14 protein-coding genes are annotated in these 18,499 nt (G+C 38.9%); 7 read left to right on the top strand and 7 right to left on the bottom strand.

Annotated features, from left to right (window positions below):
- Window positions 1–17 precede the first annotated feature (17 nt).
- Window positions 18–2,267 (bottom strand): putative bifunctional diguanylate cyclase/phosphodiesterase, encoded by a 2,250-nt coding sequence (locus BM098_RS09980; protein WP_089832917.1) that lies wholly within the window; start codon window positions 2,265–2,267, stop codon window positions 18–20.
- Between the two features lie 291 nt (window positions 2,268–2,558).
- Between BM098_RS09980 and BM098_RS09975 the strand changes: the two genes are divergently transcribed.
- From BM098_RS09975 to BM098_RS09955, 5 genes are all read left to right on the top strand, one after another.
- Window positions 2,559–3,020: a GNAT family N-acetyltransferase gene (locus BM098_RS09975; protein ID WP_089832915.1), complete on the top strand. Its 462-nt coding sequence runs from the start codon at window positions 2,559–2,561 to the stop codon at window positions 3,018–3,020.
- Between the two features lie 45 nt (window positions 3,021–3,065).
- Complete coding sequence (locus BM098_RS09970; protein WP_089832913.1) at window positions 3,066–4,028, top strand: G5 domain-containing protein; 963 nt, start codon at window positions 3,066–3,068, stop codon at window positions 4,026–4,028.
- 164 nt (window positions 4,029–4,192) lie between these two features.
- Complete coding sequence (locus tag BM098_RS09965) at window positions 4,193–4,726, top strand: DNA-3-methyladenine glycosylase I (RefSeq protein WP_089832911.1); 534 nt, start codon at window positions 4,193–4,195, stop codon at window positions 4,724–4,726.
- A gap of 19 nt (window positions 4,727–4,745) precedes the next feature.
- Window positions 4,746–5,030 (top strand): MGMT family protein, encoded by a 285-nt coding sequence (locus BM098_RS09960; RefSeq protein ID WP_089832909.1) that lies wholly within the window; start codon window positions 4,746–4,748, stop codon window positions 5,028–5,030.
- A 291-nt stretch (window positions 5,031–5,321) separates the two neighbouring features.
- Complete coding sequence (locus tag BM098_RS09955) at window positions 5,322–7,118, top strand: heme NO-binding domain-containing protein (RefSeq protein WP_089832907.1); 1,797 nt, start codon at window positions 5,322–5,324, stop codon at window positions 7,116–7,118.
- Window positions 7,119–7,196: 78 nt separating this feature from the next.
- Here the strand turns inward: BM098_RS09955 and BM098_RS09950 are convergent, their stop codons facing one another.
- The 5 genes from BM098_RS09950 to BM098_RS09930 all read right to left on the bottom strand — a co-directional run bounded on the left by BM098_RS09950 (window position 7,197) and on the right by BM098_RS09930 (window position 12,338).
- Window positions 7,197–8,225 (bottom strand): MupG family TIM beta-alpha barrel fold protein, encoded by a 1,029-nt coding sequence (locus BM098_RS09950; protein WP_089832905.1) that lies wholly within the window; start codon window positions 8,223–8,225, stop codon window positions 7,197–7,199.
- Window positions 8,218–9,642, bottom strand: coding sequence for a PTS transporter subunit EIIC (locus BM098_RS09945; RefSeq protein WP_200795841.1), 1,425 nt, complete (start codon window positions 9,640–9,642; stop codon window positions 8,218–8,220). The genes BM098_RS09950 and BM098_RS09945 overlap by 8 nt, the downstream gene beginning before the upstream one ends.
- Before the next feature lie 13 nt (window positions 9,643–9,655).
- Window positions 9,656–10,549 carry an N-acetylmuramic acid 6-phosphate etherase gene (gene murQ / locus BM098_RS09940; protein ID WP_089832903.1) on the bottom strand — a complete coding sequence of 298 codons (894 nt, stop codon included), beginning with the start codon at window positions 10,547–10,549 and terminating at the stop codon, window positions 9,656–9,658.
- Window positions 10,494–11,396 carry a MurR/RpiR family transcriptional regulator gene (locus tag BM098_RS09935; RefSeq protein WP_089832901.1) on the bottom strand — a complete coding sequence of 301 codons (903 nt, stop codon included), beginning with the start codon at window positions 11,394–11,396 and terminating at the stop codon, window positions 10,494–10,496. Before BM098_RS09935 ends, murQ begins: the two co-directional genes overlap by 56 nt.
- A 411-nt stretch (window positions 11,397–11,807) precedes the next feature.
- Window positions 11,808–12,338: a hypothetical protein gene (locus tag BM098_RS09930; protein ID WP_089832899.1), complete on the bottom strand. Its 531-nt coding sequence runs from the start codon at window positions 12,336–12,338 to the stop codon at window positions 11,808–11,810.
- 309 nt (window positions 12,339–12,647) lie between these two features.
- On the opposite strand from BM098_RS09930, the gene pgmB reads away from it, so the two are divergent.
- A complete protein-coding gene (gene pgmB / locus BM098_RS09925; protein ID WP_089832897.1) occupies window positions 12,648–13,292 on the top strand; it encodes a beta-phosphoglucomutase in 645 nt (214 codons plus the stop codon).
- A 51-nt stretch (window positions 13,293–13,343) separates the two neighbouring features.
- The gene (locus tag BM098_RS09920) at window positions 13,344–15,647 is read left to right on the top strand and encodes a glycoside hydrolase family 65 protein (protein WP_089832895.1); all 2,304 of its coding nucleotides are present in this window, start codon (window positions 13,344–13,346) and stop codon (window positions 15,645–15,647) included.
- 226 nt (window positions 15,648–15,873) lie between these two features.
- On the opposite strand, the gene BM098_RS09915 is transcribed toward BM098_RS09920, so the two are convergent.
- The gene (locus tag BM098_RS09915) at window positions 15,874–18,264 is read right to left on the bottom strand and encodes a sensor domain-containing protein (protein WP_089832893.1); all 2,391 of its coding nucleotides are present in this window, start codon (window positions 18,262–18,264) and stop codon (window positions 15,874–15,876) included.
- Between the last annotated feature and the right edge of the window lie 235 nt (window positions 18,265–18,499).

Raw genomic sequence — 18,499 nt, 5'->3', positions numbered from 1 at the left:
AACCATCCCCCGCTCTATTACTCCGCCGTGTCGTGCGCTTTAATATAATGTACCACTTCTTCGAGTGGCATCGGCCGGGCATAATAATAACCTTGGCCAAATAGACAACCGAGTCCTTTCAACGTATTTAAACTATCAGTATCTTCAATTCCCTCGGCAATGACTTGTAGGCCCAAGTTTGACCCAATAGCAAGAATGGTCTTTATAATATTGGCACTACGTGCATCGTCAATGGTGCGGACAAATGATTGATCAATTTTGATTGTATCAATTGGCAATTCTTTTAAAATAAATAACGAAGAATAACCTGTACCGAAATCATCTAATGAAATCTTTAAACCTAGCGATTTTAGTTGTTCTAACTTCGGTAGTACATCTGTTAATTCCATCATCACTGATTCAGTCAACTCAAGCTCAATGTACGTCCCGTCTAAGTTGTGTTTCTCTAATAAGAATTTCACTTGTTGACAAAAGTCCATTTGTCTTAATTGAACTGCGGAAACGTTGACAGAAACCACACCAAAGAACTGATAATCTCGTTGCCAGCGAGCAACTTCCTCCATCACTTCATCTAAAATATAGTAGCCTAATAGATTAATATGACCTGTCTCCTCTGCAATCGGAATCGCTTCTGCCGGCGAAATGAATCCAAGTGTTTCATGGTGCCAGCGAAACAGTGCCTCAAAACCGACTAAAACTTCAGATTCTAGCATAAATTTCGGCTGATAATAGACGCTGATTTCTCTGCGATTAGCCGCAAATTTTAACTCATTCTCAATCAATAAGCACCGATCTAGTTGGTGTTTTAAGTCTCTATCAAAGAAAAAATATTGATTATTACCGTTTGATTTAGCTTGATGCATCGCTTGTTCAGCCGTCTGAAATAAATTTTCAGCACCTTGCGCATCTTCTAGCGCTAAACTCACCCCAATACTTGCGGTCACGTTCATCTGTTTATTGTTATGTTTGACTGGCTCTGATATTGTTTCTGTTACTTGTTCAACAAAGATGCTTACATCTTTTTTTGATTTATTATAAACGAGTATCACAAATTCATCCCCACCAAGGTGATATAAAACGGTATAACGATCAGTGGTAAGGGCGAGTCGATTGGCTATTTCTTTTAGTAACACATCGCCGTATTCACGGCCTAAGCCGTCATTAATATTTTTAAACCGGTCAAGATTAATGACAACAAGCGCAAGTGTTTGGTGCAGCCTGACAATCCGCTTTAAAATATGAGGCAAATCATACATTAAACTTGTGCGGTTTCTAAGACCGGTTAGTGGTGTTAAGTAAATCCCTTTCTCATATGAGTTTAACAATTCTGCACTTCGTCTAATGACAATCAATTGATAGACAATTAGAATAGTAATTAACACACCGACAGTCACTGAGAGTGCATTCACGGTAGGTGAAACAACGTTGTGTGCTAACACGATAAAGGCTATAATCCAGATATAAGGCAGGACACTTTCTTCATGGTCAACTAATCGCAGCGGTCGCCAACTTACTTTTGCGGGACGTTTACGAGATAGGTAGGTCGCCGTGAGAATATTTAATATAGCATAAATCCATAACACATCAGTGAATTGCCCTACGACATAACTGTCTTCAATCGTTTGAAACACATAGAACATTTCCGCAAGTGCTTGGGTTAAAAAACCTATCACAAAAAATAGATGAATCCTTCGCTCATCTGACTCTATCGATAAAAAGTACAACACAATTGCCGCAATCATCAACAGCACACTAAGCAGTGGTTCAAACATTAACACCAAAAAGCGGATCACTGTCATATTACTAACGACGACGTACGGTTCAAACACATAATGAAACGAAAGCGCAAGAATAATTACAATAAGTGTGGAGATATGGAATAAGTATTGATAGACATGCGTCTTATTCCGAAACTGTACAATTTTATAAATGAGGGCATAGAACAAAAATGGATAAACCATAACCCATAATCCAAAGGATACCGGTGTTGAAGCGACGACTTCGCCTTGAGTAAAATCAATAGCCCAAACAAGATAAGATCCGATATAAAATAACATCGAGATAAATAGGGCACGCCAAAACGGCCAGTCATCAACCCGTTTTGTTTTGACTAGTTGAATAATCTGTATGATGACAAGCAGAGAAAGGCCAAGCGGAATGAACGAACCGATAAATTGTCTAACTACCAGTTGATCATGATAAATAAAAAAAATAAATTGTAGTATAATGACACTCATCATATTAAGCACCATTAGTCGTCTGACCATTCAACCTCGCCTCCTTCTTTTACACACGTTTAAGTCTAGATGAATTGTCTTTAGTAAACATTTACCCTATTCTCACATCGACTAGACATATTCGCTCATTTTTTTAAGCGGAAGCATTCATTTGTCATCAGGCATTTACTATTTTAGTTTAAAAAGGGGACATATTTATTACAATTATCCCCTTTATCTTTATTAAAACAGATGGCCTATTCATAAATTCATGGATTGGTTTACTATCAAAACTGAAAACATGATACACTTTACTTAATCAAATTTGTAGGAGGTTGATTTATGAGTTCGATTACTATTATCGCCATCGCAAAAGAGGCACGCGTTAATTACCTATCCTCATTACTTGAAGCAGATCCAAATGAAGCGCTTGTCAGAGAGTATCTTCACCATGGTGATCTATTTGTTATCAAGCGGGATCAACGCATTATTGGTGTGAGTCTCTTCACCTTTCCAAAGATACGTACGGTTGAATTAAAAAATATTGCGATTAAATCAACCATTAGAAATCAAGGCTACGGTAAGGCCGTGATTCAACAAGCGACAAAGTTATATAAACAAAGAGGCTACCAAGAAATGATTGTTGGAGTTGCTAATTCAAGCATTGACAATTTCAATTTTTATCAAAAACTCGGGTTTAGACTCGTCGATATTGAACCGGACTTTTATATTGACTACCCGACGCCTTTATACGAAAACGGAATCCCAACACGGGACCGCTTAATCTTCGTAAAAAGAATTTAACAACCGATCATTCATTATAAATGACTAGATGCAAAGGAGAAAAAAATGAAACGACAATCCATATTTGTTTGGGGAATTAGTATACTTTCCATTCTAATCTTAGCCGCTTTAATCCTTGTGAATAGACAACAAAACTTTAGCTTTTATGAATCAAAGGATGCACATAAAAAGGAGAGCCTCATACAAAACCAACTAACTGAAAACTTAACACTTGAAAATAGCGGCCAAAACTTAGAGCCTCTTACCTTTCCGTTAGAAGACGACGTCTTAACTCAACTATTTAACACAGAAAAAGAGATGTACATTAACGCGAGCTCACTCAATTTACGCTCTGGACCAAGCACAGACTTTGATGTTGTAAAAACTTTATTTCAGAATGATTCTGTCATTGTTGGTTCAACGATTACCTTTGACCAATTTGACTATGGTGACGGAGAGGTTGAGTGGGTTGCGATTAAAGTTGATGATGCTATCGGATTCGTGAATCCTCATTACCTAATCGAAAACTTGACTGCTGAAGAAGAAACGGAATTAAATGATACTGACAATAAAACATCTTCAAACCCGCTATCTTCACCAGCTGATACAGCGGTTAAACCTAATAAGAAACCGACCACCACAGAGTCATCAAATAATGCTACTAGTAGTGGATCAGAACAAAATGATGATTCAGCACCGGCAAACGATAATGAAACAAGTGGTGTGCAATTAGGAACTGATGATAACGCTAATGAGGAAGATGATGAAACACCACGCGTGACAACAAAGACTGATACAGAAACCGAAGTCATTTATCATAAAGTCATTGAAATAGAAAACCCCGACTTGTTAGAAGGAACCGTTGAACTCGTTACAGAGGGCGTTAATGGCATTCTAACAATTACCTATAAAAAAACTTATGAAGGTGATGAATTAGTTAAAATCGAAGAGGTCAATCGTAAGATCACAAAAGAAAAAAAAGATAAAGTTGTCCACATTGGAACAAAACCAGCTTCTACAGAAGAATGATTTTTGTTAACATTTTTAATACGGGTTGGCTTTTTTAATTACAAGCAACATTGCGTAAATTATTTTAGTGTTTAAACTAAACGACTAAACATGCGCTATTTCCCGGGCACTAGTTTGTAATAGTTGCCCTTAATTATATTTGTTTATGAAAGAGGCTTGATACTATGCGTTGCCACTGGGTAAATAATGACCCCCTCTATATGACTTATCACGACCACGAATGGGGTCAACATAAAACATCGACACAGGACTTATTTGAATCACTCACGTTAGAACTCATGCAGTCAGGCTTATCGTTTTTAACAGTTCTAAAAAAGCGTGATGCTTTTAAACGCGTATTCAATCAATACGATTTAGAAAAGTTAGCGGCCAGAACAGAAAATGATATCGCAGTATGGCTCACAGATAAAGCAATCATTCGTCATAAGAAAAAGCTTGAAGCTGTCGTTTCGAATGCGGCGGTTGTTGTATCAATTGAGCGTAAGCAGTCGTTTTATGATTATTTACGCGCTTCAATTGAGCGATTTTCACCAAACTTTGAGCTCAATGACGCGCGACTTAATCTTGATTTGTGTAAACAAATCGCCAAACAAATGAAACGCGATGGGTTCAAGTTTGTTGGCCCTACTACGCTTTATAGTTTCTTTCAAGCAACTGGCTTTGTCAATGATCATGATGAGGGTTGTGATTATAGGTAGACAGTAAGGAGGGTTTCATTTGATATCAGACTTTAAACAAGCCGTGATCAAAATTGTGGCAAGCACAAAACCTGGCGAATGGATTAGCTATGGTGATGTCGCTGTTCTTGCCGGACGCCCCCGCGCAGCACGCGCGGTCAGTGGTATATTAAAACGAGAAAAAGACACGCTCCCCTGGCACAGGGTTGTCGGTAAGGGTGGGAAGATTTCGATTAAAGACCCCGAGCTTAAACAAAAACAAATCACCAAGCTCCAACAAGAAGGCCTTAAAATTTCAAAAATGGGCCAGATTTCGAATAGTTAATGAACGATGAACACATCATAAACGTTAACAACGTGTAAATTCAATTTATAAGTTGTTAACGTTTTTTGTTTTACTTTTCTTAACTTCCCATTTTTGGTAGGTATTAAGAACGATGAATGACAAAACTCGATAAATTATATAATATTTTAGGCTAATAAGTTAAACTATTCTATATAAAGGAAAATTTTTGTGAAGAATTTATTTATTTTCATTTTAAAATTGCGACATGATTCGAAAGTTCTGATAGAATAGACATATCAATACTAACATTCATAAGAAAAGAGGAACAACATGAAAGGAACTGTCGTAAAAACATGGATTAACACCTTAACACGCGCCTACTCCAAAGAACGTATTCACCCTCACCTCAAAGCTGCAGGGATTGACCCAAACCAAACGATTTCTCCCATTGATAATATTGAAGACGATAAAATTTTCAACTTCATCAATCGTGTCGCAACTGACCAAAAACTCTCAACCGAGGAACTTTGGCTTAAGATCGGTGAGGATAATATTGTTTCCTTCTATCAAGGATTTGGTTCATTCTTTAAAAAAGATAATCTGTTTCAATTTTTAAGTTCGATGAATGATGTCCATCAAGTTGTCAGAAAACGCATCACTGGTTCTAACCCGCCTGGATTAGATTTAGAGGTCATCGGTTCACAAACGGCCAGACTCACTTATCGTTCAAAGCGAAACATGTATGATTACTTACATGGACTATTGATCGGTGCGCAAACACATTTTAATGAGGACGTAACGGTAAAAGAATGTGCACGTCGTGATAGCGAAATGGTTTTAGAATTAACATTCCCATATGTGATTAGAAAGAAGAAAAGCTACCGTTTCTCTAAGCTTCTATCACTTGGGTTCATTAAACGCCTAGATGTTAAAGTCAGCTTATTTCTAACAATCGGTGCGTTCTTGTTAACCTTTCTCCAACAAGCCTTTACTTTACCAGTTTATCTGTTACCAGCTGGTTTTGGCTTACTCAGTGTTTTCGGTCTTAACCAAGCGATGCGGCCAGTTAAAGCGGTTCGTGACAACTTGACGGATTTAAATAATAAAGCCTTTGTCGTAACGACAGATGTGAAGAGTGGAAATGATGAATTTGAACAACTGCATGAAGCAATAAACGACTATAAGCTTCATCTAAGTGAAGATTTTATTAGTTTTATGAGTATGACTGAGGAACTAGAAAACTTCAGCCTTGATCTCAATCTTATCTCTGAAAATATGAGTGAAACAAGTACCGATATTAGACAAGTCGTTGACGAACTTGCGACGACAAGTACGACTCAAGCAGAAGAAACAGAACAAGGCGTCAGTCAATTAGAGAGCAACATTGCAGCCATTACTACGATTACAGAAGCTGAATTAACCAGTCGCGATCTACTGACAGAACAGATGAAAAAAATTAAATCAGCCTTTAATAACCTAAATCAAACCAAGCGAGCCCTTGTTAAATCTCTTCATGTTTTTGAAGGCGTTAAAAATGAAAGTGTTACATTAAAAGAAAAAGGCAAAGAAATCGAGAAGATCACCGCCGTCGTCTCCTCTATTGCCGAACAAACGAACCTTCTCGCTTTAAATGCTTCAATCGAAGCCGCCCGTGCGGGTGATATGGGGAAAGGTTTCTCAGTTGTTGCTGAGGAAGTTAGAAAATTAGCCACAGAATCTAATGAGGCGGCTGAAGCGATTCAAACGAATCTTGGCTCGTTCCTAGCTGACCTAGATGTGATGGTAGGTGGCTTAACTGATCAATTCCAAGCCATTGGCAACGAAACAGAAACGATGAACGAAGCGATTTCAGAAACAGAAACGTCATATCAATCAATTGATACCATTGCGGAGAAAATGATGGCCACCACCTCGCAGCTTGAACAAGAAACAAAAGCGATTGAACAGCTGTTTACGACAATGGAATCACTCGCCGCTATTGCGGTGGAAAACTCTGCTTCAACAGAAGAAGCAAGCGCAAATGTTCAAACGTATACGATGGAAATTCAAAAACTTTCTCAAGAACTTGACCAATTTAAACAACTCACCCAAAGCTTTAAACAGGAACTACAGACGTATCATTATTAATACAGGTTATATCTCATTTCCTTACACAACAAACATCCTTCTAAATTAAAATTTAGAAGGATGTTTGTATTTAACATTTTATATTAGGTCTTCACTCGGAACAAAGGTAATCATATCACCATTTTCAATGCTATCCAGTAGCGGAAGATAATCGTCGGCTATTTGCCCAATCACATTCACCCGATGATTTTGAACAAAATCCGCTCGTGTGATCTGGATTTCTCCCGAATAGCGTAAGTAATATTTGTTATCCATCGTAATAGTTCCACGCGGTCGACTTAACGTTGCTGTAGGCTCAATGATTGGCCCTGATTTGGCATACTGTCTTGATTCTTCTAAGCGTAATAATGATTTTGGCGAGTCTGACCGGATCGTAAACGATTGATGATATAGGTCTTTATTATTTAAGTTTACCGGAAGCTGTATTCGACCTGTTGTCTCAAACTCTCGAATCAATTGATACTGTTTTAAATCAAGGGTTACATCTCCAACAAAAACATAATCTAGCTTCTCGTTCTTAACAAGATCTAAATAGCTAACATAACTCGGTACATAACGATGTTCCTCTAGTGTTGGTAAACCGAGATGCAGTGGTCCACGCTTATTATCGCCCGGAATAAAGGCGAGTAACTTTGCACCTTGTTGCTTCAGTATGTTATTTCGTTCTTTGAACTGTTCTCGGTCTAACCCTGTTTCAGGTCGTGGATAAAAATTATGCATACATATTGGCGCCTTCAAGTGATCAACTACCAAGCGTTCTGTAGATGCATTAAAGACAAAATTAAGTGATGATGTCGCAACGTCTGCTTGAGTAAAACCATCATCTAACCGAAAATAATCAATCTGTAAGAGTTTTTGCAATTCCTCAAGTGAAGATACATTAAAGGTTGACAGCGATGACCGTGAAACATCGCCAATCACGATAAATCCTTTTCCTTTTAGCCAATGACACATTGACATGACCGCTTCTTTATATGTGGCTGATACTTCCTCACTCATATGCAAGGAGGTGAAGACATAAACGTCTTCACCTGTTATTTGCGTTAAAAAAGCTTGCTGTTCATCAAAATGGCTTACGTAGACAGAAAACCCTAATCGTTTAGGCATCTTGAATATCCTTTTGTTTTATAAAAACATAAGTAATAATGAATCCAGCAATGTAAGAAATAAAGATACCAATTGTAAAGTGAATCATTTTATCTGCCTGCATCAATGGAATAGCGACTAAACCAGATGGTCCCCAAGCATTAGCCATAACATTGGTCATCATAACATACGCACCACCAAACCCAGCGCCTAATCCAGCCGTGATAAACGGTTTACCTAAAGGAAGTGTCACACCATAAATTAATGGTTCGCCAATCCCTAGGAATCCAGCTGGTAAAGCACCTGCGATTACTTGTTTTAGACGATGATTGCCCACTTTTTTAGCAATCAAGTAAATCGCAATGGCCGCCCCAACTTGACCAGCACCAGCCATAGCTAATACAGGGAATAGTGACACACCACCAAGCGCTTCTAGTTGAATTGCATAAATAGGAATTAAGCCATGGTGTAAACCAAGTAATACCATTGGTAAAAATACCGCGGCTAACACATAGCCAGAAATTACACTAACAACAGCATTCTCAGAGCCAATAATAAGGCTAAGTGCATCGACTAACCAATCAGACAGAAAGCCTGAAATTGGCATGACCACAAAGATTAATAATAACGCTGTCGTAAAAAGAGTCACAACCGGCGTCACGATTAAGTCGAGGACATCAGGCACACGCTTACGAACATTACGTTCAACGACAGAAAGTAAGTACACGCCAAAGATTACACCGATAATACCGCCCTTACCTGTTGTTAAAATAGAGTTAAGCGGTTGGTTAGCATCATATAACCCAAATAATATTGAAAGATCAATGATTGGACTCGCAATAGACATTGCTCCGATCATACCACCGAGCGCTTCAGTTGCACCAAATCGCTTGGCTGCATTAACACCCGTATAAATGGCAAAATAGCCTAAGAAACTTGTACCGATTAAAGCAAAAATAAGTTGTAAAGCTTCAAAGAATTGACCAGAAATAGCTCCTTCTGAAATTAAGGTGCCAAGTAAACCACTAAATCCTTGGAAAATACCTGCCGCTATAATAGCTGGAATCATTGGAATGAAAATACCGGCAATTGTTTCAAGAACATGTTTTAATTTAGACTGTTTTTGTTTGTTTTTTACTGCTTGTTTATTGTCTTCCCAGTTGTTTTCAGATGATTGATCCGCTGGTATTTTATATTGGCTGACTAGTAAATCCGCCAACTTTTTCGCCGTTCCTGGACCAACCACAACCTGAAGCGTTTCAGCTTTGACTACCCCCATAACACCATCAATAGCATTCAACTGATCATAATCAATCGCTTGATCATTGCGAATACTTATACGTAAACGTGTCATACAGTTTGTCGCAGAAGAGATATTCTCTTTTCCACCAATAGACTTTACGATTTCTTCAATAAGTTGTTCATTTTTAATCGCCATAATAATCGCTCCTTTAGTTTGGTAACGTTTGTCGAATATGTCCGTTTGTTTCTGATAGTGCTTTAACAGCGACTGATTGATTTACGTTTAATAGAATCATCGTGATCGCTACTTTAACTTGTCCTTGACTTTCTTTTAAGGCTTTTTCAGCGACCTCATCGTTTACTTCGGTCGCTTCTTTAATAATATTGAGTGCACGACGTTCTAATTTTTCATTACTCCGTTTAACATCAACCATTAAGTTCTCATACACTTTTCCCATCCCTATCATCGATACCGTCGACAACATATTTAAGATTAGTTTTTGTGTGGTACCTGCTTTTAAGCGCGTTGAACCTGTTAGTACTTCTGGTCCTGCTTCCGCTTCAATTGGAAGCTTTGCTTCTTTGCCAATCGCACTTCCCTTATTACAGCTAATCGCGATTGTATGTGCTCCCACATCGTTAGCGTAACGAAGGCCACCAATCACGTATGGGGTACGACCACTCGCCGCCAGGCCCACAACGACGTCATTGTCAGTCAGATTCAAATGAATGAGATCCTCTTTACCGAGCACCTCTGAATCTTCTGCCCCTTCAATTGCTTCTGTGAAAGCTTCTTTTCCACCTGCAATTAAGCCAATAACCATCCCGGGATCTGTCCCAAAAGTCGGCGGGCATTCCGCTGCATCTAAGACGCCAAGGCGCCCACTCGTCCCCGCTCCCATATAAATTAGTCTCCCTCCACGATTAAATCGTTCGACAATTATTTCAATTGCTCGTTCGATGGCTGGAATTACAGACTGAATCGCTTGTGGTACTAATTGGTCTTCATCATTCATAATCGTTAAAATTTCTCTATAAGATAACGCATCAAGATCCATCGTACGGGGATTTCTTTTCTCTGTTGTTAATTTGGTTAAATCCATCCTCATTTGTCCCCTTTCTAATTTGAGTTTTCTCTAGTATTTCCAGTGATTGCTCATACTCTTTATTTACATAGGCTGTATATAGAATATCAACTAAATTGAGTTGAGCTATTCGTGACGCCATAGCGCCACTTCTAAAACTGTATTCATTTGCGGCTACATAAAGCTGTAGATCTGACTTATCAGCAATGGGTGAATGACCAAACTTCGTAATTGAAATAGCTTTTGCTCCATTTCGTTTTACTTCATCTAAACATGTCACCATCTCATCTGTTTGACCTGAATAAGATATGACAATGGCGATATCACGCGCGTTCATGTTTTTAGCCATCAATAATTGTGTATGCCAGTCCTCATTGACATAAGACATTTTGTTAATCCGGGTAAATTTTAATTGGGCATCTTTTGCGACAATTAATGAGGCACCCATACCAAACAGGACAAGACGATCAGCTTTCATCATCCACTCAAGACATTGGTCGACAATCGCTTCATCCAATAAATCTCCCGTTTCTTCCAGTGAGAGGATATTCTTATGTGTCACTTTATGAATCACATCACTAAGCTTATCTGTTCGTTCTACATCACTGATCTCTTTTGCTTTATAATGATCCCTTACTGCTAATTCATACAACAAAGCTTTACTAAACCCTTTAAATCCTGAAAACCCCAACTGCTTACACAACCTAATAATTGATGATGGTGATGTAAACGTCGCTTCACTTAAAGCATAAATCGTCATGCGACTTACCTTTTTAGGTTCGGCGAGGACAAAATCAATAATGGCTTGTTCTGTTGTAGTTGCTTCTTCTCGGTATGTTTTCATCCGAATCGTAATAATTTCCATCGAGGAGCGCTCCTTTAATTCACATCTTACCACTATAAAACATAGTGTCAATAAACCGCTTACTTTATGAAACATTGTACCATACATTGATAGAAAACCGTTCGTTTCAGCTCTTAAAAATGAAACAAAATATTCTGAAAACGAATGATAGCGTTAAAATACTCGATTATTTCAACATGCCTGTTGTACGCTTTGTTTTAGCTCGTCTATTTAGTTTCACTTAAGGTGGACGAGCACAGAATAATCGAGTATAGATACAATTGAGCTACCCCCACCTAATATTCTCACGAATGTTCGAGGGAGGAGATCACGCAAAAACAATCATGCAGTCAAAAGTAAGACATAAAAGAGAGCCTACACATCGATTGGACGTGTAGGCTCTCTTTTATGTTTGTTCTCTTTACAACACTTTTACTGCATATCTTCTAACGCTTCAGGGTAGATAACCGTATCATAGACATCACCTGTTGCTTCATCGATATAATCAAACGTTACTGACTGACTATCAGTTGTGTTATCAAACGTTTGATACATCACGCCACTAATACCAAGGCCTAAAATAAACATCCCTTGTAAGCTTTCTTCAAATTCCACTCTTTCAACCGTAATTTCATACATATCATAATCATCATTTACATCAATCGCTTTAACTGCTGAAATTGTGTCATCTGATAAAACATCCTCAATCATCTCATCAATACCTTCAGCTAATTCTTCCATCATCTCATCATATTCTTCTTTTGGCATCTCGTAGACGAGATCACCGTCATCATTAACTGTTACCTCTGCTTCATCATCTACTTCCATCTCGGCCATAATTTCTTCCAATTCGGCTTCTGAGAAGAAGGTTTGTGGAATAACGACTTGTTCGGTTTGATTACCACATGCGGTGATAAATAGCATTAGACTGCCAACTATAAGCACACTGATTAACTTTTTCATGTCTTTTTCCTCCAATATGTAAAATAGAATCGTTCCTGTTCATCTTAACATAACTTTCACTTTTTTTACATCCCTATCCATATTTTGTTTTTGATTAACAACTGTTTTACCATTAAGGAAATCGATTGCATTATATTTTACGAAATAAACATTTTATTAGCTGAACTTAAAATCTATTATTGTTGATAATTAGCTTAGTAAATCGCTTACTTTTTTTCATTTTTATTAAGTTTTATGCGAAATCGCTTTCATTTAAAGTTGTCTTGTTGTATGATAAAAAGAGAGATTAATCTGGAGGAGGAATCACCTATGGGAATGCCTAAGGCTGTCCTATTTGATTTAGATGGTGTCATTGTCGATACCGCTAAACATCATTTCATTGCATGGCGTGCACTGGCACGTGAATTAGGATTTGAATTTACTGAACAAGATAACGAACGTTTAAAAGGTGTCAGTCGGATGGACTCATTAACTATTCTACTTGAAGTCGGTGGCTTGACGTTACCTGAAGATAAAAAGAACGCACTCGCTGCCAAAAAAAATGATCAATACGTAAAAGCGATTAAACAAATGGATGCATCAGAAATCTTACCCGGTGTCACTGATTTTTTGAAGGCGTTAAAAGAAGCCGGGATTAAAGTTGCCCTTGGTTCGGCAAGTAAAAATGCCCCGATTATTTTAAATCAAATTGAGCTATATGATGCTTTTGATGCGATTGTTGATGGCAACGTCATTAAAAAAGCAAAACCCGACCCTGAAGTCTTCTTAAAAGGGGCTGAGTTACTTGGTGTTGCCCCGCAAGATTGTGTCGTATTTGAAGATGCCCAGGCTGGGATACAAGCCGGGAAAAATGCTGGCATGTATGTCGTTGGTGTTGGTGATGCTAATGTCTTAACCGGTGCTGATGATTATGTTAGTGACTTATCAGAAATGACACTCGAGCGCCTCAAGTAATAAAAAAACTATCATTTTATAACAGCGATCACAGATTAGGAGGAATTTATTATGAAACCTTATTTAAAAGAACACCCTTGGTCAATTATTGAAGAGGGTTTTGACAAAACAAAACATGAAATCTCAGAAAGTGTGTTTAGTATCGGGAATGGCCATATGGGGCAACGTGCGAACTTTGAAGAATCGTATACTGGTTCATCCCTACAAGGTAGCTACATGGCCGGTGTCTACTACCCGGATAAAACTCGGGTCGGTTGGTGGAAAAACGGCTACCCTGAATACTTTGCCAAAGTACTTAATGCCACCAATTGGATTGGCTTAAAACTTGTCATTAACGGCACCGAGTTAGATTTAAATACTGCCGAAGTTTTAGACTTCACCCGTGAACTTAATATGAAAGAAGGCTACCTCTATCGTACCTTCACCGCTAAACTTTCAAACGGGAACACTATAAAAGTTGAAGCGACCCGCTTTGTCAGTATTACGATGAAAGAAATTGGGGCGATTGAATACAAAATTACACCGGCTAATTTTGACGGTGAAATTGACATTACCTCTTACTTAGACGGTGATATTATTAATAGCGATGCCAACTATGATGAAAAGTTCTGGGCTGAGGTTAATCAACAAGCATCAGGTAATGAAGCCCTTGTCACAGTTAAAACAAAAAAACTTGATTTTTACTACACATCTAAGATGCAAACATTTGTCGAAACAGATGGTAACATAATTAAACCAAATGCAACCTCTACCCGTGAAAAGTATGCCGATGTCACTTTCCAAGCACCGCTGACACAAGGAAAAACAACAGTGATTTACAAATATGCGGCAAATGTCACCAATCGCGATCACGACAATGATACCCTCGAAGCCGTCGCAACATCAAAATTAACTGATGCGGTTGCGATTGGTTTTAGCGCGTTAAAAACTGCCCAAAAAGACGCGTGGGATAAGAAATGGCAAGACAGTGATATCGTCATCGAAGGTGACGTCAGTGCCCAACAAGGGATTCGTTTTAACATTTTCCAAATGAACCAAACGTATACCGGTGAAGATGCCCGTCTAAATATTGGTCCAAAAGGCTTTACTGGTGAAAAATATGGTGGTAGTACTTACTGGGACACAGAAGCTTACTGCTTGCCGTTTTATCTTGCGACGGCGGATGAACGTATTCCGCGTAACTTACTTGTCTACCGTCACAATCATTTAGAGAAAGCAAAAGAAAATGCGAAGAAACTTGGTTTCACTAAAGGTGCTCTTTATCCAATGGTTACAATGAACGGAGAAGAAAGCCACAATGAGTGGGAGATTACATTTGAAGAAATTCACCGTAATGGGGCGATTGCCTATGCGATTTATGACTATGTAAACTATACCGGTGATAAAGACTACATTGGTGAATTGGGGATTGAAGTTCTCGTTGAAATTTCACGTTTTTGGGAAGAACGCGTTCACTACGTGCCGCGTAAAGATGTCTACATGATGCATGGTGTGACGGGACCGAATGAATATGACAACAACGTCAACAACAACTGGTACACCAACCGAATTGCCAGCTGGACGATGTCTTACACATTGGAATCACTTCGTGATTTAAAAGCGTCTAATAAAGAACTTTATACGAAATGGATCGATCAGCTTGAGCTTAAACCAGAAGAAACAACCAAATGGGAATCGATTATTGACAAAATGTACTACCCAGTGGACGAGGCATTAGGTGTCTTCTTACAAGCAGATAACTTCTTAGATAAAGAGATTATGAAAGTATCAGACTTAGATCCAAAACACTTACCACTTAACCAAAACTGGTCATGGGACCGCATCTTACGCTCTTGTTTCATTAAACAAGCCGATGTCTTACAAGGGATGCATTTCTTGAATCATAAATACGACCTAGCAACCATCAAGCGAAACTTTGACTTCTATGAGCCAATGACTGTTCACGAATCATCGCTCTCACCATGTGTACACTCAATTTTAGCCTGCCAACTCGGTTATCAAGATAAAGCGTATGACATGTACTTACGCACGGCTCGTCTTGACTTAGATAACTACAATAACGACACCGAAGATGGTTGCCATATCACCAGTATGGCCGGGACATGGATGTCCGTTATTCAAGGCTTTGGTGGCATGAAAGTCATCGATCATGAGTTACACTTACGCCCGTTCATCCCTGGTCAGTGGGATAGCTTCTCATTTAAGATTGTCTTTAGAGGGGCACGGCTCAACATCCGTGTAACCCAAACGCAGATTGAGGTCACAAATGAAACAGCTGTTGATCTTGATGTGAAGATTTTTGATGAAACCGTACACGTTTCAGGTAATGATACCGTCACAGTTGCAACAAAATAACTAACATAAAGACATAACCAAATATTATACAACCATAAAAAACAAGCCTTAAACGTTGACTTCTAAACGCTTAAAGGCTTGTTTTTCATTTGTTGGTCTTTACTTAATTTAAACGTTCGTCTTATTGAAACCATTTGTTGAAACTACCTTATCATTTTAAAGAAATAGACCCGAAAGCCTGAGTTTTCCTTACTCCTGCCTTTAGGTCTATGATTATTTAGGACAATCAAGTTTTATTTGATAAGAAGGATTGGAAGTCTTTAAAAGTAAGTGGCCGGCTAAAGTAATAGCCTTGAACATAATCACAGGTCGTTGTTTTTAAAAAGTCGAGTTGATCTTTTGTCTCCACACCTTCAGCGACAATCGATAAACCCAAACTCTCACCCATAGCTAGGATCGCCCGCACAATCGCGGTTGTCTCATCTAACTCACGAATAAAAGATTGATCAATTTTAAGCTGGTCAACCTTTAAATGATGCAATTTTTCAAGTGAGGAATAGCCCGTACCAAAGTCATCAATCGAGATGTCAACCCCGTAGCTTTTAATTTGATTAATCGTCTCTTTGACGCGTTCAGAATGACTGACGGACGTTTCCTCTGTTACTTCAAGTACTAACCGGTCCTGTGGAAACTGAGTCTCTTCCAAAATTGCTTTCAAGGCAAATGGGAACGTTCGACTTTCGAGCTGTTGAATCGAAACATTGACCGCTAACTTAAACCGGTCTGACATCATCTCAATCAAAGGTCCTATATCACGACAAGCCCGTCTTAACACCCACTCACCAATTGAAAGGATAAGGCCATTATTTTCTGCGATTGGGATAAATTCACCTGGTGACACACGTCCAAGTGTCGCATGACTAAAGCGAAGCAGAGCTTCTGCCCCAACAACGTGACCTGTTTGTACATCAATCACTGGTTGATAATGTAGGGCGAAGTCTCGGTCAAAATCGGCTTGTTGGAGCGCGGTTTTCACATTAAAAGCGCGATTCATCTTGACCGTATGGGCCTCATCATAAAAGGCGAATGAATTCCCCTCTTGTTTTTTTGCTTCAAGCATCGCAATATCTGCATGCATCAGTAATTCATTTGCCGTTGCCGCATCACGCGGATAGGAAGCAATACCGACACTACACGTCACAAGCAGGTGGTGATGACCAAGGTCTAGCGGAATGATAAGTTGATCAAATAAACGCTGAATACCTGCTTCACAACTTCCTTGTTCTTGGTTAGGCAGGACAATGACAAACTCATCCCCACTGACACGTGCCAACATTGCTAAAGGGAAACTGCGCTTTAGTTTATCAGTAAAGGCGATTAGTAACTTGTCTCCTACTTCATGCCCTAGATTATCATTGATCGCTTTAAAGCGATCAATGTCCATATATAACAGGGTCAGCGTCTGCTTATCTAAGTCTGTAAGCCCCCTGTCAAGATACTGCGCAACATAAGAACGGTTATACAGACCCGTTAAGGTATCTTTTGTTTCGAGTACATCGATTTGCTTTTCATGTGCTTTTGCTTCTGTGTTATCAATAAAAATACCAACGAAACGAACATTCTCACCTTGTTCATTCTTAATTGAAAAGATTTTTAAAAACTCAGGGAATACCTCACCGTTTTTACGACGATTCCAAATCTCACCCGTCCAAGAGCCATAAGTCAAAATATCTCGCCACATCTTCTCGTAAAATGGCTGATCATGCTTACCGGATTGTAGTATGCGCGGATTAACACCTTTCACATCGGCCTCATCATATCCAGTAATCATCGTGTAGGCTTGATTAATCCATTCAATCTCACCTGTCGTGTTGGTGATAACCACACCTTGATTGGTGTTCTCAAGTACTGACGCCAACATTTGATTATACGATTTCATTTCTTGTTCTTGGCGCTTGTCAATATAGATCGCACAGGTCGCCACTAAAAACTCATCAACATACACAGGCATTGCCACCATTTGGATGTCAATCACGTCCCCGTTTTTTACTTGTCTGTGACTATTTTGACTGATGACGATTCCTTTTTCTATCATCCGCTTATTTGATCGAAACATCGCGTTATGTTCATCAGGATAAATCAACTGTTCGGGTGTATGTCCAGCCGCCTCTTCATTCGTATAGCCAAATAATACTTCAAAGTGATGATTTACTTTATCAATTTGGTAGTCACGGTTCATCATCATAATCGCATAAGGTGACTGTTCAAATAATGTCTGAAAAAAAGCGTTATGTTCTATCGCATCTGTAATATCTGTTACGAGTGAAAACAACAACGTTTCATCATGATAGGTCACTGGAATACTATTGATTTTCACGTCCCGAATCTCACCACTACTAAGCTGGTGCTGAAAATGAAAACGTCGCTCCTTTTCCCGCTTTACTTCGGTCATCTTTTGTTTGACGACTGCTTTTGATAGCGTGTTAAGATCAAAAATCGTCATCGCTTTTAACGTTCGTTTATCATAGCCATAAAAGTTTACAGCCGTCTCATTCACATCAATAATTTGTCCATCTACCGGCCGAATAATTAACACTGGTAAATGGTGTTGTTCAAACAATGTATAATAGAAACTTTCTGCATCGTTTACGTCTTCTGATTGGATCCTTGGCGACATCCTCACACCTTCTTTCTTATACTCTTATCAAACTATAATGATCTCGCTTACTTATATTTCCCCCATTATAACACGGCAAGTAACTTTAGTCCTAGTATGGATTTTAGACTGGCTTCCTCTTTTCACTCGTTGGTTTTAAACATAAGAAAAGCTCGGCTAGGCCTCGCCCTTTTTGGGCTAGAGGTTAGCCGAGCTTTTCAATTCTGGATTTTTATAAGTGATGCCATGAAGGCTT

The sequence above is a fragment of the Halolactibacillus halophilus genome, from assembly GCF_900115605.1.
GTDB lineage: Bacteria > Bacillota > Bacilli > Bacillales > Amphibacillaceae > Halolactibacillus > Halolactibacillus halophilus.
The sequence above is the reverse complement of the archived record's forward strand: the minus strand, read 5'-3'. Positions and strand labels throughout refer to the sequence as shown.